The organism is Asticcacaulis sp. (assembly GCF_035497195.1).
Lineage (GTDB): Bacteria > Pseudomonadota > Alphaproteobacteria > Caulobacterales > Caulobacteraceae > Asticcacaulis.
Genome location: NZ_DATJDZ010000023.1, coordinates 240,224 through 257,338, shown reverse-complemented (window position 1 = coordinate 257,338; position 17,115 = coordinate 240,224). Strand labels below are relative to the sequence as shown.

The following is a 17,115-nucleotide window of genomic DNA, read 5'->3' as shown; positions in this document are numbered from 1 at the left end:
AAAATTACGCCCCGAAACACAAGAAGTGGTCATAAATTGATCAATATCGATCAATCCAAGCTCAAAGTCCTGGCCATAGTCATGGGGCTGATGACAGGCAACGCTATGCACGCCTCGGCGCAAACCTTTACATTTTCAGATCCTGACGCGACTGTTTCGGCGAACATGGCCTCTGACGACTCACGCGGTTATGGCTTCGTCTCCCTGCCCGGCGGGAACGCACAGACTTTTTCCCTGCGCGCCGTGCCGGGCGATTACCGCGTATCGGTCACCCTGGGCGATCCGAAGGCCAGCCGCACGGCGATCTGGGCCGAGGATCGCCGCCTGATGGCCGGGCCGGTCGATCTGAAAGCTGGCGAGGCGCGCACACTGACCTTTACCGTCAACGTCCGCGACACCGCACTGGTGCGGCAGGAAACCGATCCCGATGCGCCGCAGGTCCGGCTGCGCGGCAGCGATGGCGCTGGCTACAACTGGGATGACCAATTGACTCTGACCGTTTCGGGGAAAACACCGGACGCGATCAACATCATACCGGTGACGGCGCGACGTATCCTGCTGGCGGGTGATTCCACCGTCACCGATCAGGCCGGCGGCGATTACGCCAGTTGGGGCCAGATGCTGCCGCGCTTTTTAAGTTCGGATATGTCGGTGGCCAACCATGCCCGCAGCGGTGAGACGATGAAGTCATTCCTGACCTCGCTGCGCTGGGACAAGCTGCTGAGCGAGGTCCGGCCGGATGATGTGGTGCTGATTCAGTTCGGTCACAACGATGAAAAGAAACAGTGGCCACGTACCTATGCCGCCCCTGATGGCGCCTATCCGGCTTACCTCGCCGCCTTCGTCGCCGATGTCCGCCAGCGCGGCGGGCTACCGGTTCTGGTGACGCCGGTGGCGCGTCGCACCTTCAAAAATGGCCGGATCGAAAACAGTCATGCCGGTTATGATGACGCCGTGCGGACCACGTCCACGCGTCTTGATGTGCCGCTGATTGACCTGACGCGGCAAACGACGCAGTTTTATGAAGCGTTGGGGCCGGATCTGGCGCCTTTGGCCTTCGCCGATCATAACCGTGAAAAGACCCATCATAACGCTTACGGCGCCTATATGATCGCCTGTTTTGTGGCGCATGATCTGGTGAGTATGCCTGATCTGAAAGTGACCGCCGCTGCCGACCTGCCGGTATGCTCACCCGATCAGCCGGGCGATCCGCACGCCTTCGTCATCGCGCCCGCCGACTGGCCGCAAATGCGCGCCCAAGCCGATCAGGGGCCGGAACCCACGCCTGCCAGATAGGATACAGAATGGAAACGATCGCCTTCACAATGCAGCTCAAGCCCGGCTTCGAGACGGAGTACAAACGCCGTCACGACGACATCTGGCCGGAGCTTTCAAGCCTGCTGCATGAGGCCGGCGTCTCCGATTATTCGATTTTTCTCGACGAGACGACGCTCACCCTGTTCGGCGTGCTGAAGCGCAACGAAACGCACGGCATGGACGCCTTGCCTGCGCACCCGCTCATGAAAAAGTGGTGGGCCTATATGGCCGATATCATGCTGACCAATCCGGACAATTCACCGCAGCAAACCAGCCTGACGCCGGTTTTCCATATGGCTTAAGCCGCAGCGGCGCCGTCCTCGATCTTGGCGATGCGCACCTCGATATCATGCGCGTTCAGCCAGCGGACGGCGGACGGATCGATATTCTCATCGGTGATCAATACGTCGATATCCTTGAGCGGACAGACGGACAGCGAGGCCGGCGCGTCGATCTTGCTCGAATCGGCCAGAACGATGACTTCGCTGGCGCGTTCCATCAGCCGGCGTTCCGATTGAACCAGCAGGGTGTCGGTCTGCAACAGGCCATTGCGCGTCAGGGCCTGACAGCCGATGAACATGCGCTGGGCGGCGAAATGCTGGAGAATACCGTCGTCATACGGATTTAGGATGATGCTCTGGTCGCGGAACAGTTCGCCGCCCGGCACAGTGACCTTGATACGCGGGCGCTCGAACAGGCATTGCAGGATCGGCACCGAGGTCGTCAGCACATGATAGGGTTCATCGGCCATCATCGAGGCCATCATGAAGGTGGTCGTGCCGCCGTCGATGATCATGGAAAGGCCCGGCGTAATGTAGCTGAGGGCCAGGCGGGCGATGGCGCGCTTGGCGGCGGCGTTGGTGATAACGCTGTCGGCGAAGGCTGACTGCCCGGTCAGGCCGCTGCGACGATCGTCACCGGCGCGGGGATTCTGGATCGTGCTGTCGGCGCGTGTGGCCCCGCCGCGCACCCGCAGCAGGTGACCCAACTCGTGCAGTTCATTCAGGTCGCGCCGGATTGTCGCCGGGGAAACGCCGAGCCGCTCGGTCAGTTCTTCGACCGAGGTGACGCGCTCGCTGTTCAGTTCGTCGATAATACGCTTCCAGCGATCCTGAAGGTGCATGTTGAAGTCCTGTAGAGTTTTTATAAGTCCGCTTTAGCGGTAATATGTGAATATTCGGTTGCAAAAATGTGCCAAAATGCGTGTGGAACGCACTCCGGTGATCACTTCTGATCGTTTCATATAGGGGTAAAACGAGCCTTTGTCGAGATCAGGCCGCCACGCGTTCATCGATCGCCGCCATCCAGAGTTGGCGATAGGCCTGTATCTCATCGGCAAGCAGGGGAACGACCGGGCTGTGCGTCAGGCGCGGCATGGGACGCTCGCCCAGGAAGGCCAGGGCGGCAGCGCCCTGAGTGACACCGGATGACGCCGGATTGCACAGCACCGGTCCGTCGTGCAGGGCGGCGATCAGCCCGCACAATACCGGATTATTGGCGGCGACGCCTTCGACCACGAGCGTTCGCCCGCTCTGGATCATGCCGAGGCAGGTAACCGACATAAGCGCCTGGTAGAGGGTGCCGAGTGCAGTTCGTGTGGCGGGCGTGTCATTTTTCAGGCCACGGATTTCGCCGCGCAGGCCGGGATAAGGGCCGCCGGCGTCAAGGAAGCTCGGCAAGGCGAGCGCCGACTGGCGCATCACCTCCACCAGCATTTCTGGCCGGATATCCGGTTCGGCCTGACCGCGCGTGATCAGTTCAAAGGCCCGCCCGCCCATGAAACGGGCGCACGGGACCGCGTGACCAAAAACATCGACGGCGCCCATGCAGTCGCGTTCGGCCTGCAAACCTTCCAGCGCAGCCCCCGGCGCCATTGCGATGAACCAGGTGCCGGTCGAAAGTAACGCCGGCAGGGTGGCGTCGGTCTGCCAGCCGCCGAGCAGTGAGGCCAGGGCGGCGCCGGAATCGTGCAGGCCGATGCAGACCCGGGTATCGGCGGGCAGGCCGGTGACGCGCGCCAGATGCGGAAGTAGTACGCCCGCTGCCTCCCAGGCCTTTGACAAGGGCGCAAAACGCCGTGCCCAGTCCTCGTTGTGCGCCAGGGAGGAGAAGTCGCCGCGCACCGGCGACCACAGGTCTGAATGGCAACCCAGGGAGGTCAGTTCGCTGGTCAGTGCGCCGCTTAAGCGCCACGCCCAGTATTGCGGATAGGGCAAAATCCAGCGGACGCGGCTGAACATCTGTGGATCGCGGCGTGCGTGCCAGAAAATTTGCGCGCCGAGGTTCAGGCCCATGGGCAGGGGCGGGGAGAGGGTCTCGTCGAAGCGCGGTCGGGCGCGGGCGTAAGCGGCGGCGAAAACCGGCGGGAGGGCCGATTCGTAATCCTGAACCGGCTGGACCAGCGTCATGTTTTCGTCGAGGAAAGCGCAGGCCGCGCCGTGGGCCACGGGTATGATGCGATCGATGCCGAAGGACGACAGGGCTGTCAGTTGCAGCAATAGCCAGTCGAATATCAGATCGGTGTCGATGGCGGTGTAAAGGGGGGGGGCATAAGTCGGGGTGGCCATGCGCCTTTCGGCCAAAACCCGGCCCGCCGGCGTGACGACGCTCACCTTGATGTGGGTGCGGCCGGCATCGAAAACGATGCAATTCTGGCCCTCCCGATTTTTCCGTTCCTGTCTCACCCCGGAAACCCTGAGCACTGCTGCGTGTTTTATTTTGATCGATAGTGATTGAAACTTGGCGAGTTAGACTATATCGTCGGTTTCAAGCATATCGCTTTTGTCATACATATTAAATCACGGATGCCGGGAGACTTCAATGAGCTTGTCGCAGGACGCGCCGATCGCAGACCAACGCGAAGCGGACGCAGGCGTCGCCCCGGCGCAACGGAGCGAGTCCGGCATTAAACTGCCGCGTCCCCGGAATCTCTGGGATGACGATATCGCCCGCAATCTGGGCGAGGCGGATTGTCTGCTTTACCGCTCCAACCTGCTCGGCTCGGATCTGTCGGTGACGAATTTCGGCGGCGGCAATACCTCCGCCAAGCTGGAAGATCTCGATCCGCTGACCGGCGCACCGGTGGCGGTTCTGTGGGTCAAGGGGTCCGGCGGCGATCTCGGCTCTATGCAGCGCGACGGCTTCGCCACGCTCTATCTCGACCGCGTACGCGCGCTGGAGACGCTTTATCAGGGCCGTGACGCCGAAGACGACATGGTGGGCCTGTTGCCGCACTGCACCTTCGGGCTGAATCCGCGTCCGGCCAGTATCGATACGCCGCTGCACGCCTTTATCCCTTATCGGCATGTCGATCACCTGCACCCCGATGCGGTGGTCGCCATCGCCGCCACCCATCAGTCGCGTGAAGTGACGCAACAGGTCTATGGCGACGAAGTGGGCTGGATCGGCTGGCAGCGCCCTGGTTTCGATCTCGGCCTGCGTATCGGTGAACTGGTGCGCGCCCATCCGCACTGGCGCGGCCTGGTGCTGGAAGGGCATGGCCTGTTCTGCTGGGGAGAAACGTCCCGCGCGTGCTACGACACCAGCATCGTGCTGATCAGCCGCGCCGTCGATGCGATCAATACCGGCCTGACCGAGCCGGCGAAAGGGCGTGGCAACCCGGCGTTGCTGACACGGGCGACCACCCTGTTGCGCCCATTACTGAGCATCGTCCGGCATAAGCTGTGCGAACGTCTGACCGGCGCCGATGTGATCGATTTCGTGGCGCGCCCGGATTATCTGGCCGATGCGGCTCTGGGCGCGCCGTGCCCGGACCATTTCCTGCGCACCAAGCCGTGGCCGCTGATCCTCGATCCGGAGCCATTGGCCGGGGCGGAGGCGGAAACCTATGTGCGCGAGGCGGTCGAGGCCTATCGCCGCCGCTACAGCGCCTATTATGAGCGTTGCCGCGCCGCCGATAGCCCCGCCTTGCGCGATCCCGATCCGGTGGTCGTTCTGATCCGCGACACCGGCGCCCTGGCCTTCGCGCCGGACCGCACGGCGGCGCGCATCGCCGGGGAATATGTGCGCAACACCCTGACGGTCATTCGCGGCGCGCGAGCGCTGGGGCAATATCAGGCGCTCGACGAGCGCGAGGCCTTCGCCATCGAATACTGGGCGCTGGAGGAGGCCAAGCTCAGGCGACAGCCACCGGCGAAGGCCTTTGCCGGCAAGGTCGCCTACATCACCGGCGCGGCGGGCGCGATCGGACGGGCCGTGGCGGCACAGATTCTGGCGCAGGACGGCTGCGTCATGCTGACCGATATCGCCGAGGGGCGTCTGGAAGAGGTGCGGCGCAATCTGTCCGAACGCTTCAAGCCTGACCTGGTGCGGGCCTGCGTCGCCGATGTTGGTGATGAAGCCGCCATTGCCGCCTCATTTGCAGCGTGTACCGAAGCCTTCGGCGGCGTCGATATACTGGTGGCCAATGCCGGCACAGCCTGCGCCGCGCCGATCACCGAAACCTCGCTCGAACTCTGGCAGGACAGCTTCCGCGTGCTTTCCGAAGGCTATTTCCTGCCGTCGCGCGAAGCCTTCCGGGCCATGAAGGCCCTGGGCGGCGCGATTGTCTTCGTTGTCTCGAAAAACGCCCTGGCGGCGTCGGCCGAAACCGCTGCCTATTCCTCGGCCAAGGCCGCCGAACTGCATCTGGCGCGCTGCCTGGCCGTCGAAGGCGCGCCCTTCGGCATTCGCGTCAATGTCGTCAATCCGGATGCAGTGCTGCAAGGCTCGACCATCTGGTCCGGCGAATGGCGCGCCCAGAGGGCGGCCGCCTATAATCTGCCTGTCGATGAGCTGGAGGAGTTCTATCGCAAGCGCAGTCTGCTCAAGCGCTCCGTCCTGCCGGAAGATGTGGCCGAGGCGGTGGTTTTCCTGGCCGGTGAACGGGCATCGAAATCGACCGGCAATATCCTCAATGTCGATGCCGGCCATGCGCCATCGTTTACGCGCTAAAACACACAGGAAAAGCGACACGGTGATTTGACTTGAGGCAAGGGCTGTGGGTTAATAAGTATGACAACACGCCGGAACAAGCGGCGGAACAAGGAGGACTGAATGGGTTATGTCGCCATCGCCGGTACGCTCCAGGGCATTCCGCAGGACGTCATCACGCGCGACAATGCGCGGCTCATGGAAGCGCACCTCGCCGATTATGACGCGCTGGCGGCCCGGCTTGACCGTATCGGCCTCGATATCGAGGATATCGTCGCCAAGATCATGACCCTTGAGGTCGGCCTGCCGAGCTGGGGGCTGGTGACCGGCGGCACACGTTTTTCCCGTTACCCGCTGGCCGGCGAACCCAATAATATCTTTGAAAAGATAGAGGATTGCGCTGTCGTCCAGCAACTGGCGGGCCTGACGCCGCGCATGTCGTTGCATTTCCCGTGGGACAAGGCCGACGATTACATTGCGTTGCGCCAGTATGCCGAGGCGCACGGCCTGGGCTTCGACGCTATCAATTCAAACACCTTCCAGGACCAGAAGGACCAGAAGCGCTCCTACAAGTTCGGCTCACTGAGCCACAGCCATCCGGCCACCCGCCAGCAGGCGGTTGAGCACAATCTCGAATGTATCGAGATCGGCCGCAAGCTCGGCTCGAAGGCGCTGACCGTGTGGGTCGGCGACGGTTCCAACTTCCCCGGCCAGAGCGAATTCACCGATTCACTGGAGCGCTATCTCGATTCGATGCGCGTTGTTTATGCCGGTCTTCCGGATGACTGGCGGCTGCTGATCGAGCACAAGATGTTCGAACCGGCCTTCTATTCGACGGTTGTCCAGGACTGGGGCACCAGCATCCTGTGCGCGCAGACCCTGGGTGAAAAGGCCCAGTGCCTCGTTGATCTCGGTCATCACGCGCAGGGCGTCAATATCGAGATGATCGTGGCCCGCCTGGCGCAGTTCGGCAAGCTGGGCGGCTTCCATTTCAATGATTCGAAATACGGCGATGACGACCTCGATTCCGGTTCAATCAACCCGTTCCAGCTCTTTCTGGTGTTCAACGAACTGGTCTATGCCGAAAAGCGCGCTAAGGGCCGCTTCCGTCCCGCCTATATGATGGACCAGTCGCATAATGTCACCGACCCTATGGAAAGCCTGCTCAATTCGGCGCGCGCCATCGCCGGCGCCTATGCCAAGGCCCTGATCGTCGATCGCGCCGCGCTGAAAGCCTATCAAGCCGATAACGACGTCATCATGGCGCATAATTGCCTGCGGCTGGCATTTGAAACCGATGTGCGCGCCGCTTTGGCGATGGCGCGAGTACGCAAGGGCGGAGCCATCGACCCGATCGCCTGTTATCGCGCGTCCTCTTACCGCGCCCTGAAGGCCGAAACGCGCAAGTTCGACCCTTACCTGCACGGCGGCATCGTCTGATCATGGACCGGCGTCTGTTTATCGCTGGCGGTGCGGCGGCGCTGGTGGCCGGCCGTGCTGTGGCTGCCCCTGCCGAACGGCTCTATTACAATCCACTGCGCACGCCTGATGATGTGAAGGGCTTTGTACTGGAAGGCGACGCGCGCGTCGATTTCGATACCGGACGGATGCGCCTGCGCAATGCCCGCCCGGCGACTGACGGACAGGCGTCGAACTTCGTCTACTGGTGCCCGGAAGTCTTCCCGGATAATGTCGAATTTCGCTGGAATTTCTGGCCTCTGGAAGAACCGGGCCTGTGCATCCTGTTCTTCGCCGCGCAGGGTTTGCTGCCGGAAGGCGGGACCGGTTCCCTGTTCGACAAGCGCCTCAAGCCGCGCGCCGGCGTCTATGATCAGTATACCCAGTCCGATGTGTCGGCCCTGCAAATGGCCTATTTCCGCCGCCGCTGGCCTTCGGAGCGGGCGTTTCACCTGTGCAATCTGCGCCGGGCGCCGGGATTTGAGTTGCTGGCCCAGGCCGCCGATCCGCTGCCGGACGTGGCGGACGCCACCTTGCCATACAAGATCCGCCTGCAAAAACGTGCCACCGGCGTTGATTTCTTCATCAACGACCTGCCGGTGATCAATTGGCGGGGGGGCGGCAAGGACTGGCCGACGGACGGCAATGTCGGTTTCCGTCAGATGGCGCCTTTGGTTGCCGCCTATAGCGATTTCGAGGTTTATCGCCTGGCGGGATAGTCATTGGTTTTAAGAGGATCACCGAAAAGGCACGGACCTTTAGCGCCGTGATCGACTACGGCGGCAGATCGCGCCGCACTGGCTACCGCGCGTCATATTATAGAACGGTGCGGGCAGGGTTATACAATAATTTCGATCCATTTTCGGCGAATGCTTCACAATTGATCATAATTAAACATTTGCGAGCGTGAATAATAAGGCTATTCTGTCCAAAATCAAAACGGCGCTACAGGGCCGGGAAAAGGAACAGAGTCATGATCAACCCTTATATCAGCAAACGCGATTTCCTGACCGCCGCCCTGGCGACAGCGGCTTCCGCGCGTGCGGTCAATGCCCAGACCTTACCGGAAGGCCCGAAAAATACCGCGAAAGGGCCGCTGCCGCGTGAATGGATCGACGCCGACACCGGGCATCGCATCGTCCGCATTTCCAACACCGATCACACCCAATCGCTCTATTTCAACTTTCCGGCCTATTCGCCGGACGGCAGGTGGATGGTGATGAACCGGCCGGACGGTATCAGCCTGGTCGATATGGAAACCCTGACGGAGAAGAACCTCTATGCCGGCAACCTGGCGGCGTTTCAGACCGGCGCGTCGAAGCGCGTGGTCTATGCCCGGCCGCGTTCGGCGGACAAGGACAACAAAACGCAGGCGACCAATGATATTTTCGCCATCGATATCGACACCGGCGCCGTGACGAAAATCGCTGCCGTGGAAAAGGGTTTCGTCACCTCGGTCAATGCCGATGATACGCTTCTGGTCGGTTCCTACGCCTATAAGGATGTGCCGTTGCAGCCGGGGCCGAAGGTGGCCGGTACGGACGGCGGCTATAACGCCATTGGGCCGGATGGCAAGCCGCTGTCGTTTGCCGCCGCCAAGGAATACCGCATGGCCCAGCGCCTGGCCGCCGAGGTGCCGATGGACATTTTCACCATCGATATCAGGACCGGCGCGCGCAAGGTTCTGGTCCATTCGACCGACTGGCTCAATCATATGCAGTTCTCGCCGGCCGATCCGGGGCTTCTGATGTATTGCCACGAAGGGCCGTGGCACGAAGTCGATCGCATCTGGACGATCCGCACCGATGGAACGGGCAAGCAGCTTATGCACAAGCGCGCCATGAACATGGAGATCGCCGGGCATGAGTTCTACAACTGGGACGGCTCGAAACTCTTCTATGATTTGCAGACGCCGCGCGGCGAGGATTTCTGGCTGGCCTATATCGACCTGAAAACAGGCAAGCGCGTCTGGTATCACATGGAGCGCAACGAATGGTCGGTGCATTTCAACGTGTCGAAGGACGGTATGCTGTTTGCCGGCGATGGTGGCGATTCCGACATGGTGGCCCATGCGCCGGACGGCAAATACATCTATTTGTTCCGCCCGGAAATCATCGAGGATCTCGGCGTCAGCGCGCCCAATGCCGCCGATTTGGTGCGGCCGGGCGTTTTGCGGTCAGAAAAACTGGTCAATATGAAGGATCACGACTACCGGCTGGAGCCGAACCTGCGGTTTTCGCCCGATGGCAAGTGGCTCATTTTCCACTCCAATATGCACGGCCCGGTCCATACCTACGCTGTTGCGGTGACAAAGGCGTGAGTTGAATTTGATTGAAATTGCTCGTTGTGTCTGAAATGTGGCGCATGAAGTATGAAGGGATTGTGTGCCTGAGCATAGCGGAATGGACGGGTTCCAGTATATGGTATTTCTGAGTAAAATTACATGCATTCAATATGTTGCTGCTTTATTGGTTGAATCTTTTCCTCTTGCGGCCTGATGGGCAGTCTTGTGGTCGCTTCGGTCTTCTGTGATGTTTTTGTAACGGAGACGCATCAATTCGATCATTTGTAAGACAATTTTTGCGCAATAATGCGCATTGCATCTTGACTCATCATAATCAATCAAGACAAGTAGCATTGTTCGGTCGACAGGCGTCGCAGAGAGACGCCAAAAACAAATAACGGGTCGGGCAGTTCGCAATTTTGAATATCGGCCGTGTTGTCACGACAGGCCGGCGCACACCGGGACGCAGATCCCGGTTACACAAGATCAGGTCAGGCGGCGAAAAGCCGCGCAGGAGGAATTAAAAGTGAAACAGACATCCCATCAGGCTCGTCGTTTGCGCAATGGAACGGCGCTTGCGCTCGTGGCTTTGTTTGCCGGCGCCGGCGTGGCTTCGGCTCAGACAACGGCGACCGAGACGACAACCCAGGCCACGCCCCAGCCGCTGCCCCAGACCACAGCGGCGTCCGCAACGCCGGCGAACGACGACGCCATTGTCGTTGTCGTGACCGGCACGCGCGCTTCGCAGCAATCGGCCATCGACCGCAAGAAGCGCGCGCCGACGGCGACCGACTCGATCGCGGCGGAAGATATCGGGTCGTTCCCCGACAAGAACATCAATGAGGCCATTTCGCGCGTGCCGGGCATCCAGCTCGATCGCGGCGAATTTGGTGAAGGCGCCAGCGTGTCCGTGCGCGGGCAGGGGCCGGAAACGACGCGTGTCGAACTCGATGGCGTCGGCATGTCTAGCACGTCGGGCGGGCTGGTGGACGGTACGGGCAATGCCCGCGGCGCCGATCTGCGCGAACTGCCGGCCGATCTGGTCAAGAGCCTCGACGTTATCAAGGGCACGACCGCGGCTATGACCGAAGGCTCGCTCGGCGGATCTATCCACATCAACACGCGCACCGGCCTCGATTTCAAGAAGCCGTTCGTTTCCTTCCATTATGATCAGCAGATGAATACGCTGGGCAAGAAATGGACACCGGAATGGAGCGCTATCATGGCGCGCAAGTTCCTCGACGGCCGTCTCGGCGTCATCGCCAATATCAACTATTCCGAAATCCAGAACAATTCCGACAGTGAGCAGCCCAATACGTCGGGCACCGCCGGTTACTACCGCAATGTCGATCTCGACCAGTCGCCGGACAAGACCTTCACCTATAATCCGGCTGTAACGGCGGCGATCGGCGACTCGAACATTCCGCTGGCCAACTCATCCAATTCGCCGCTCGATGTCGTCACCAAGTCGGCCAATGCCCAGACCAAGGCCGACTGTCTCGCGGCCTTCCCCGTTCTGGCCGGCAGCGGCACGTCTTCGGCGCAGAACGAAGCGGCCTATGAGTTGCAGTCCTGCCTGAACCAGTGGAACGACTATACGCCGTCGCTGGTGCGCCTGCTGTCGCATGATTACCGCGAGCGCCGTCTGGCTGCCGATATCCGCTTCGATTATCGCGTCAACGATGATCTGACGGTCTACGCCAAGGTGGCGATGGCCAACCGGAACCAGAACAACAAGGACTATACGCTCAATCTCGGCAGCCCCGGTTTCAATACGGCGGCCATGCAAACCCAAACAGTGGGGTCTGATCAGAACCTGACGACCACGCCGCGTGATGTTCTGCCGGGCATCGGCAATATCACGACACCTTACGCCTCTTACGACAATGGCGTTGGCGGCAATGTCGTCACCGATATCATCGGTTCGACGGTCGACGCTTCGCACCATGCGACCTCGCTGACCCTGAACGATGGTAATATCGGCGTCGACGCGGTTCAGTATTACCAGCAGGTCAAGAGTGCCTATGCGCAGGTCGGCGCCAATTTCCATCATGGCCCGCTGAAGATCGACGCCTTGCTCAGCCAGTCGAATTCCAGCTTCCAGCGCGCCCAGTTGCGCAGTTCGGTCAACTTCACCTATGGCGACGTGACGATGAACGTTACGCCGTCGGGCCTGTGGACCTACGACATGCCCGCGGGAGTCGATTTCTACGATGCGGCCAACTACGCGCAGGCCTATACGCAGGTTGCGAAAAAAGCCACCGGTTCTACGGCGACGACGGCCGCCGCGCCGGCCTATACCGCGGACCAGATGGCGGCGTGGGGCAATCAGAATACCCTGACCTGGCGTCCGATCATGCAGAACGACCGGGAAAGCATGATCAAGCTCGATTCCACCTATGACTTTGAAGGCAAGATTCCGTTCCTCAAGGATGTCCAGGCCGGCCTGCAATTCCGTACCCATGTGGGCAGCGGTTATGCCGGCGGCGGTTATACCGTCCAAACGGGGACCGGCAAGGTCGGGGATGCCAATTATGTCGCGCCGGTCGTGGTGCCGACCAATAACCTGACCTCCTATTATCGCTCATGCGAACCGACGGCGACCTCAACGCAGTCGTGTAACTATGGTTATGTCGCTGATGCGTCCATCGCCACCAACTACGATGCTCTGAGCAACCCGACCACCCACGCCGGCGTCACGACCTTTACGCCGGACCAACTGAGCGAATTGATCGGAAGCGCGCTGACAACGAAGGATAATTTCTTCGGCGATTATCCGGATAAGGGCGGCATCCTGTCCACCTTCCCGACGCTCGATGTGCAGAAGCTGGCGTCTGGGCTGAATACCTCGGCCTACAATTATGACTGCATGAAGTTCTGTGAAGGCAGCGACGGCCAGGTCTATGAGCAGCCGCATTCGGCCTATCGTGAAGAGACGCAGGCCCTCTACATGATGTTCGATTTCGAGCAGGACCTGCCTTACGGCATGGTGTTTAACGGCAACGCGGGCACCCGCTACATAAAGACCACCACCAACGCCACCGGCGTGATGACCATCACCCACTACGCGCTGGCGCCGGGTTATGACCCGGTCAACAGCACGGCCCAGGGACCTGGAACCAGCGTTACGATCAACACGACCCTGAGCGGCCAGACCGAAGACTGGACGCCGAGCTACAACCTCAATCTGTGGGTGCGGCCCGATGTCGTGCTGCGTTATTATTCCGGCCATGTCATCGCCCGTCCGCCGGTGACGCAAATGCTGCCGTCGGGCACCTGCACGATTGATGAACGCTACACGATCGCCGAAAACAACCCGACCGGCCAGGCGGAAGATCCGAGCTGCGGCCGCGTCGGTAATCCGGACCTGAAGCCCTACAAGGCGATCAACCACAATGAAAGCGTGGAATGGTACATCAACAAGGATACGATGGTGTCCCTGGGCTACTACTATAACAACGTCCTGATCGGGGCGCCGGAAGCCGCCAGCGCCACCAGCGACAGCCTGTTCGCCAGTTCCGGCACACCGCCGGTCGATCCGGTAACCGGGGAATCGCTGGCGAATGCTCACTTCGTTTATCCGACCTATCAGAACGGTTCGGGCGGCATCCAGCGCGGCATCGAGTTCTCGACCAAGATGGCCTTCACCTATCTGCCCTGGTATCTGAAATATACCGGTGTTGATTTCAACTATTCGAAGCTGGGATACAAAAACTTCCAGACGGCCCAGGAACAGATTTCCGGAAATCTGCTGCCGCCAAAGAACGCCGCCGGCTACTTCCAGAACTTGTCGCTGTGGTATGATGACGGCCGCCTGAACATGCGTCTGGCCTATCAGACCCGTGATTCCTTCTTTGAATGTATCTCATCGTGCGGCAGCAACGCCGTCAATGACGTGCCCGGCATCGGCCTTGACTCGTCGCAGACCGTGCGGGTGCCTTATAATCCGGGCTTCCCGAACTATCGCGCCGAATCGAAATATCTCGACCTGCGCATCAACTACAAGCTCACCAAGGAACTGGAACTGTACGTTTCGGGCCGCAATATCGCCCATGATACCACAGCCGCCAGAACCCAGGGCCAGTACGGCACCTTCTCCGATGGTACGCCGAGCGTCGAATATCTCAGCTATGGCGGCTCGCGCTGGGAAGTCGGTTTCACCTACCGTCACTAATAAGAAAGTATGTTGCGTAAACGACTGGCCGTCGTCCTTCGGGACGGCGGCTTTTTCGTGCGTCTGACGGTTGACAAATTGTGCGCGAAAATGAGAGAAGTTGATTAAATTTGCGATCGTGACCGCCGGATTTGCCACACCACAGCGTTCAATTCAGCAAATAATGAAGAGGGACGTTTAATGGAAAATCGCATGACGCGCCGCGGACTGATGATGCGTACCGCCGCAGTGGGCTTGATCGCCTCGGCAGGGATCGCCAAGGAAGCCGCCGCTAAAACCACAACGGCCACGCCGGTGACGGAAGCCATCTGGCTCGATCGCACGGCCCCATCCTTGAGCGAAGGCGTGACCTTCGGCGTGCCGTGGCCGCGTGGGGCGGTCGGCGCCAAGGCGGGCTTCACGCTTGGCGACCTGCCGGTGCAGTCGTGGCCGATCGCCTACTGGCCGGACGGTTCGCTGAAATGGTCGGCTCATGCGATTGGCCCGCAAACCGCCGCACAAGTCTCGTATCCTTTGGCTCCCGGCAAACCGGTCGCACCGACGGCGCCCCTGTCGGTCAGTCAGTCGGCGGACGCCTTCACCATCACCGCCGGCAACCTGACCTGGACCGTGCCGAAATCCGGCAAGGCGCTGATCACCTCCGCGACACGCGCCGGCAAGCCCGCGATGGGCGCCGTCACCCTTTCCGCCCTGACGCAAAACGCCGCTTCGCTGGATGAGCAGCCCGATCTCAGACAGACGGCTTTTGACGGCGAGGTCACTACCGCGATGCTCGAACAGTCAGGTCCGGTGCGCACGGTGATCAAGCTCGACGGCCGGCATACCGACGGCGCGCGGCAGTGGCTGCCATTCAGTGTCCGACTCTACTTCTACGCCGGATCGGACGCGGTGCGGATCGTTCACAGCTTCATTTTCGACGGTGACGAAACCAAGGACTTTATCCGTGGGCTGGCTATCAAGGCGCAGGCGCCGATGACGGACGAACTTTATAATCGTCACATCCGTTTTTCCGGCCAGGAGAACGGCGTCTGGGGGGAGGCGGTGCGTTCGCTGACCGGCCTGCGCCGTGATCCGGGCAAGATCGCGCGGGAGGCGCAGATCGCCGGTAAACACGTCGATGCGGCGGATATCGCGCTCGCCGTCAGCGACAACCTGCCCAACTCGCCCTATTGGAACGATTTCACCTGCGCGCAGACGACGCCGGACGGCTACACGATCCGCAAGCGTACCGAACCCGGTCACGCCTTTATCGAGTCTGCCGCCGACCATCGCGCGTCGGGCCTGATGTATGCCGGCAGTCCGCAGGGTGGGGTGGCGCTGGGTCTGAAGGACTTCTGGCAGCGCGCGCCGACCCGTCTCGACGTCCGCGGCGCGGCGACCGATATGGCGGAACTAACCGCCTGGCTATGGTCGCCGGACGCGCCCGCCATGGATATCCGCGCCTGGCGTCCGGACTGGGGCATGGATACTTACCAGAAGCAGAATGACGGCCTTTTGCTCACCTATGAGGATTTCGAACCCGGCTGGAACAGGCCCTATGGCGTCGCGCGCACCAGCGAACTGACCCTGTGGGCGCTGGCGGCCACGCCGGAGCGCCAGCATTTTGCCGATATGGCGAAGACCGTTTCCATCCCGCCGCGCCTGACCGTGACGCCGGAACGCCTGCATCTGATCGACGGCCTGTTCGGCGCCTGGAGCTTGCCGGATTCCTCGACTCCGACACGGGCGCTGATCGAAAACCGGCTGACCTATCAGCTCGACTACTACCTGAAGCAGGTCGACGAACGGAAATGGTACGGTTTCTGGAACTATGGTGACGTCATGCACACCTATGACGCCGACCGGCACGTCTGGCGCTACGACATCGGCGGCTTCGCCTGGGACAATTCCGAACTCCAGACCGACATGATGTTCTGGTACGGTTACCTGCGCTCCGGCCGCGCCGATGTCTTCCGCATGGCCGAGGCGATGACCCGCCACACCAGCGAGGTCGATGTGCTGCATCTGGGGCCGTATAAGGGCTTCGGCACGCGTCACGGCGTCCAGCACTGGAGCGACTCCTCGAAGCAGCCGCGCGTGTCGAACGCCGCCTTCAAGCGTTTTTATTATTACCTGACCGCCGATGAACGTACCGGCGACCTGATGCGCGATCTCGTCACCTCGGACGAAACCCTGAAAACCGTCTACATCGAACGCAAGGTCGCCACGGCAGGCGGCAGCGGTATCGGCATCAGGGAGCAGGTGGCCGGCACGGTCGATTGCAGCTTCGGTACGTCATGGGCGTCGTTCGTCGCCGCCTGGCTGACCGAGTGGGAACGCACCGGCGATACGCGCTGGCGTGATCGTATACTTGCCGGCATGAACTCGATCGCCAAACTGAAATACGGCTGGTTCTGCGGCGGCGCGCCCTATGACCTCAAGACGGGCAAATTCGTCGGCCCTGGCGATAAGGTCGATGTCTCGCATCTGAATGCGGTGTTCGGCGTGATTGAAATCACCGAAGAACTGCTGACTCTGGTGGACGCGCCGGCCTACAAAAAAGTCTGGCTGGACTACTGCAAATATTACAATGCACCGGCCGAGGAGATAAAAGCCTTCCTGGGCGTGGTGCCGAAGGACCGGTCTTTGCGCGACGCCCATTCGCGCATGACGGCCTATGCGGCGCGGGAAATGAAAGACCCGAAACTGGCCGAGCGCGCCTGGCAGGAATTCCTCGAAGGCGACAACCGCCGCTTCCGCACCAATTTGCAGCCGAAAACTGAGCGGATCGATGGCCCGGCCGTGCTTTATCCGGTGGATGAGGATGTGCGGATTTCCACCAATGGCGCGGCGCAATGGGGACTGGCGGCGATCGAAAATCTCCAGCTTATCGGCGATTCCGTCGAGACATACGGCGCGAAATACGCTAATTCCTGAAAGCAATAATCAGACAATTCGACAGGGCCTATCC

The 17,115-nt window shown here is 60.8% G+C and carries 10 protein-coding genes; 8 read left to right on the top strand and 2 right to left on the bottom strand.

Annotation, left to right across the window (positions count from 1 at the left end):
• Window positions 1-36 precede the first annotated feature (36 nt).
• Both VL130_RS15770 and rhaM read left to right on the top strand, forming a co-directional pair.
• Window positions 37-1,296 carry a GDSL-type esterase/lipase family protein gene (locus VL130_RS15770; protein ID WP_325364229.1) on the top strand — a complete coding sequence of 420 codons (1,260 nt, stop codon included), beginning with the start codon at window positions 37-39 and terminating at the stop codon, window positions 1,294-1,296.
• Window positions 1,297-1,304: 8 nt separating this feature from the next.
• Window positions 1,305-1,619: an L-rhamnose mutarotase gene (gene rhaM, locus VL130_RS15765; protein WP_325364227.1), complete on the top strand. Its 315-nt coding sequence runs from the start codon at window positions 1,305-1,307 to the stop codon at window positions 1,617-1,619.
• Here rhaM and VL130_RS15760 read toward each other — a convergent pair.
• Together VL130_RS15760 and VL130_RS15755 are read right to left on the bottom strand one after the other, a co-directional pair.
• On the bottom strand, window positions 1,616-2,440 hold the full coding sequence (locus tag VL130_RS15760; RefSeq protein WP_325364225.1) for a DeoR/GlpR family DNA-binding transcription regulator: 825 nt from the start codon (window positions 2,438-2,440) through the stop codon (window positions 1,616-1,618). The two genes, rhaM and VL130_RS15760, sit on opposite strands and share 4 nt — an antisense overlap.
• A gap of 148 nt (window positions 2,441-2,588) precedes the next feature.
• Window positions 2,589-4,001, bottom strand: coding sequence for a hypothetical protein (locus VL130_RS15755; RefSeq protein ID WP_325364223.1), 1,413 nt, complete (start codon window positions 3,999-4,001; stop codon window positions 2,589-2,591).
• Window positions 4,002-4,137: 136 nt separating this feature from the next.
• Here VL130_RS15755 and VL130_RS15750 point away from each other — a divergent pair, with 136 nt between their 5' ends.
• From VL130_RS15750 to VL130_RS15725, 6 genes are all read left to right on the top strand, one after another.
• Entirely contained in the window at window positions 4,138-6,270 is a 2,133-nt protein-coding gene (locus tag VL130_RS15750) for a bifunctional rhamnulose-1-phosphate aldolase/short-chain dehydrogenase (RefSeq protein WP_325364221.1), read from the top strand.
• Window positions 6,271-6,372: 102 nt separating this feature from the next.
• On the top strand, window positions 6,373-7,689 hold the full coding sequence (gene rhaI / locus VL130_RS15745) for an L-rhamnose catabolism isomerase (RefSeq protein ID WP_325364219.1): 1,317 nt from the start codon (window positions 6,373-6,375) through the stop codon (window positions 7,687-7,689).
• A 2-nt stretch (window positions 7,690-7,691) separates the two neighbouring features.
• Complete coding sequence (locus tag VL130_RS15740; RefSeq protein ID WP_325364217.1) at window positions 7,692-8,426, top strand: DUF1961 family protein; 735 nt, start codon at window positions 7,692-7,694, stop codon at window positions 8,424-8,426.
• Window positions 8,427-8,680: 254 nt separating this feature from the next.
• Window positions 8,681-10,027, top strand: a complete 1,347-nt coding sequence (locus VL130_RS15735; protein ID WP_325364215.1) for an oligogalacturonate lyase family protein — start codon at window positions 8,681-8,683, stop codon at window positions 10,025-10,027.
• A gap of 490 nt (window positions 10,028-10,517) precedes the next feature.
• Window positions 10,518-14,165 (top strand): TonB-dependent receptor, encoded by a 3,648-nt coding sequence (locus VL130_RS15730; protein ID WP_325364213.1) that lies wholly within the window; start codon window positions 10,518-10,520, stop codon window positions 14,163-14,165.
• A 192-nt stretch (window positions 14,166-14,357) separates the two neighbouring features.
• Window positions 14,358-17,081, top strand: a complete 2,724-nt coding sequence (locus VL130_RS15725) for a Tat pathway signal sequence domain protein (protein WP_325364211.1) — start codon at window positions 14,358-14,360, stop codon at window positions 17,079-17,081.
• Window positions 17,082-17,115: the final 34 nt, after the last annotated feature.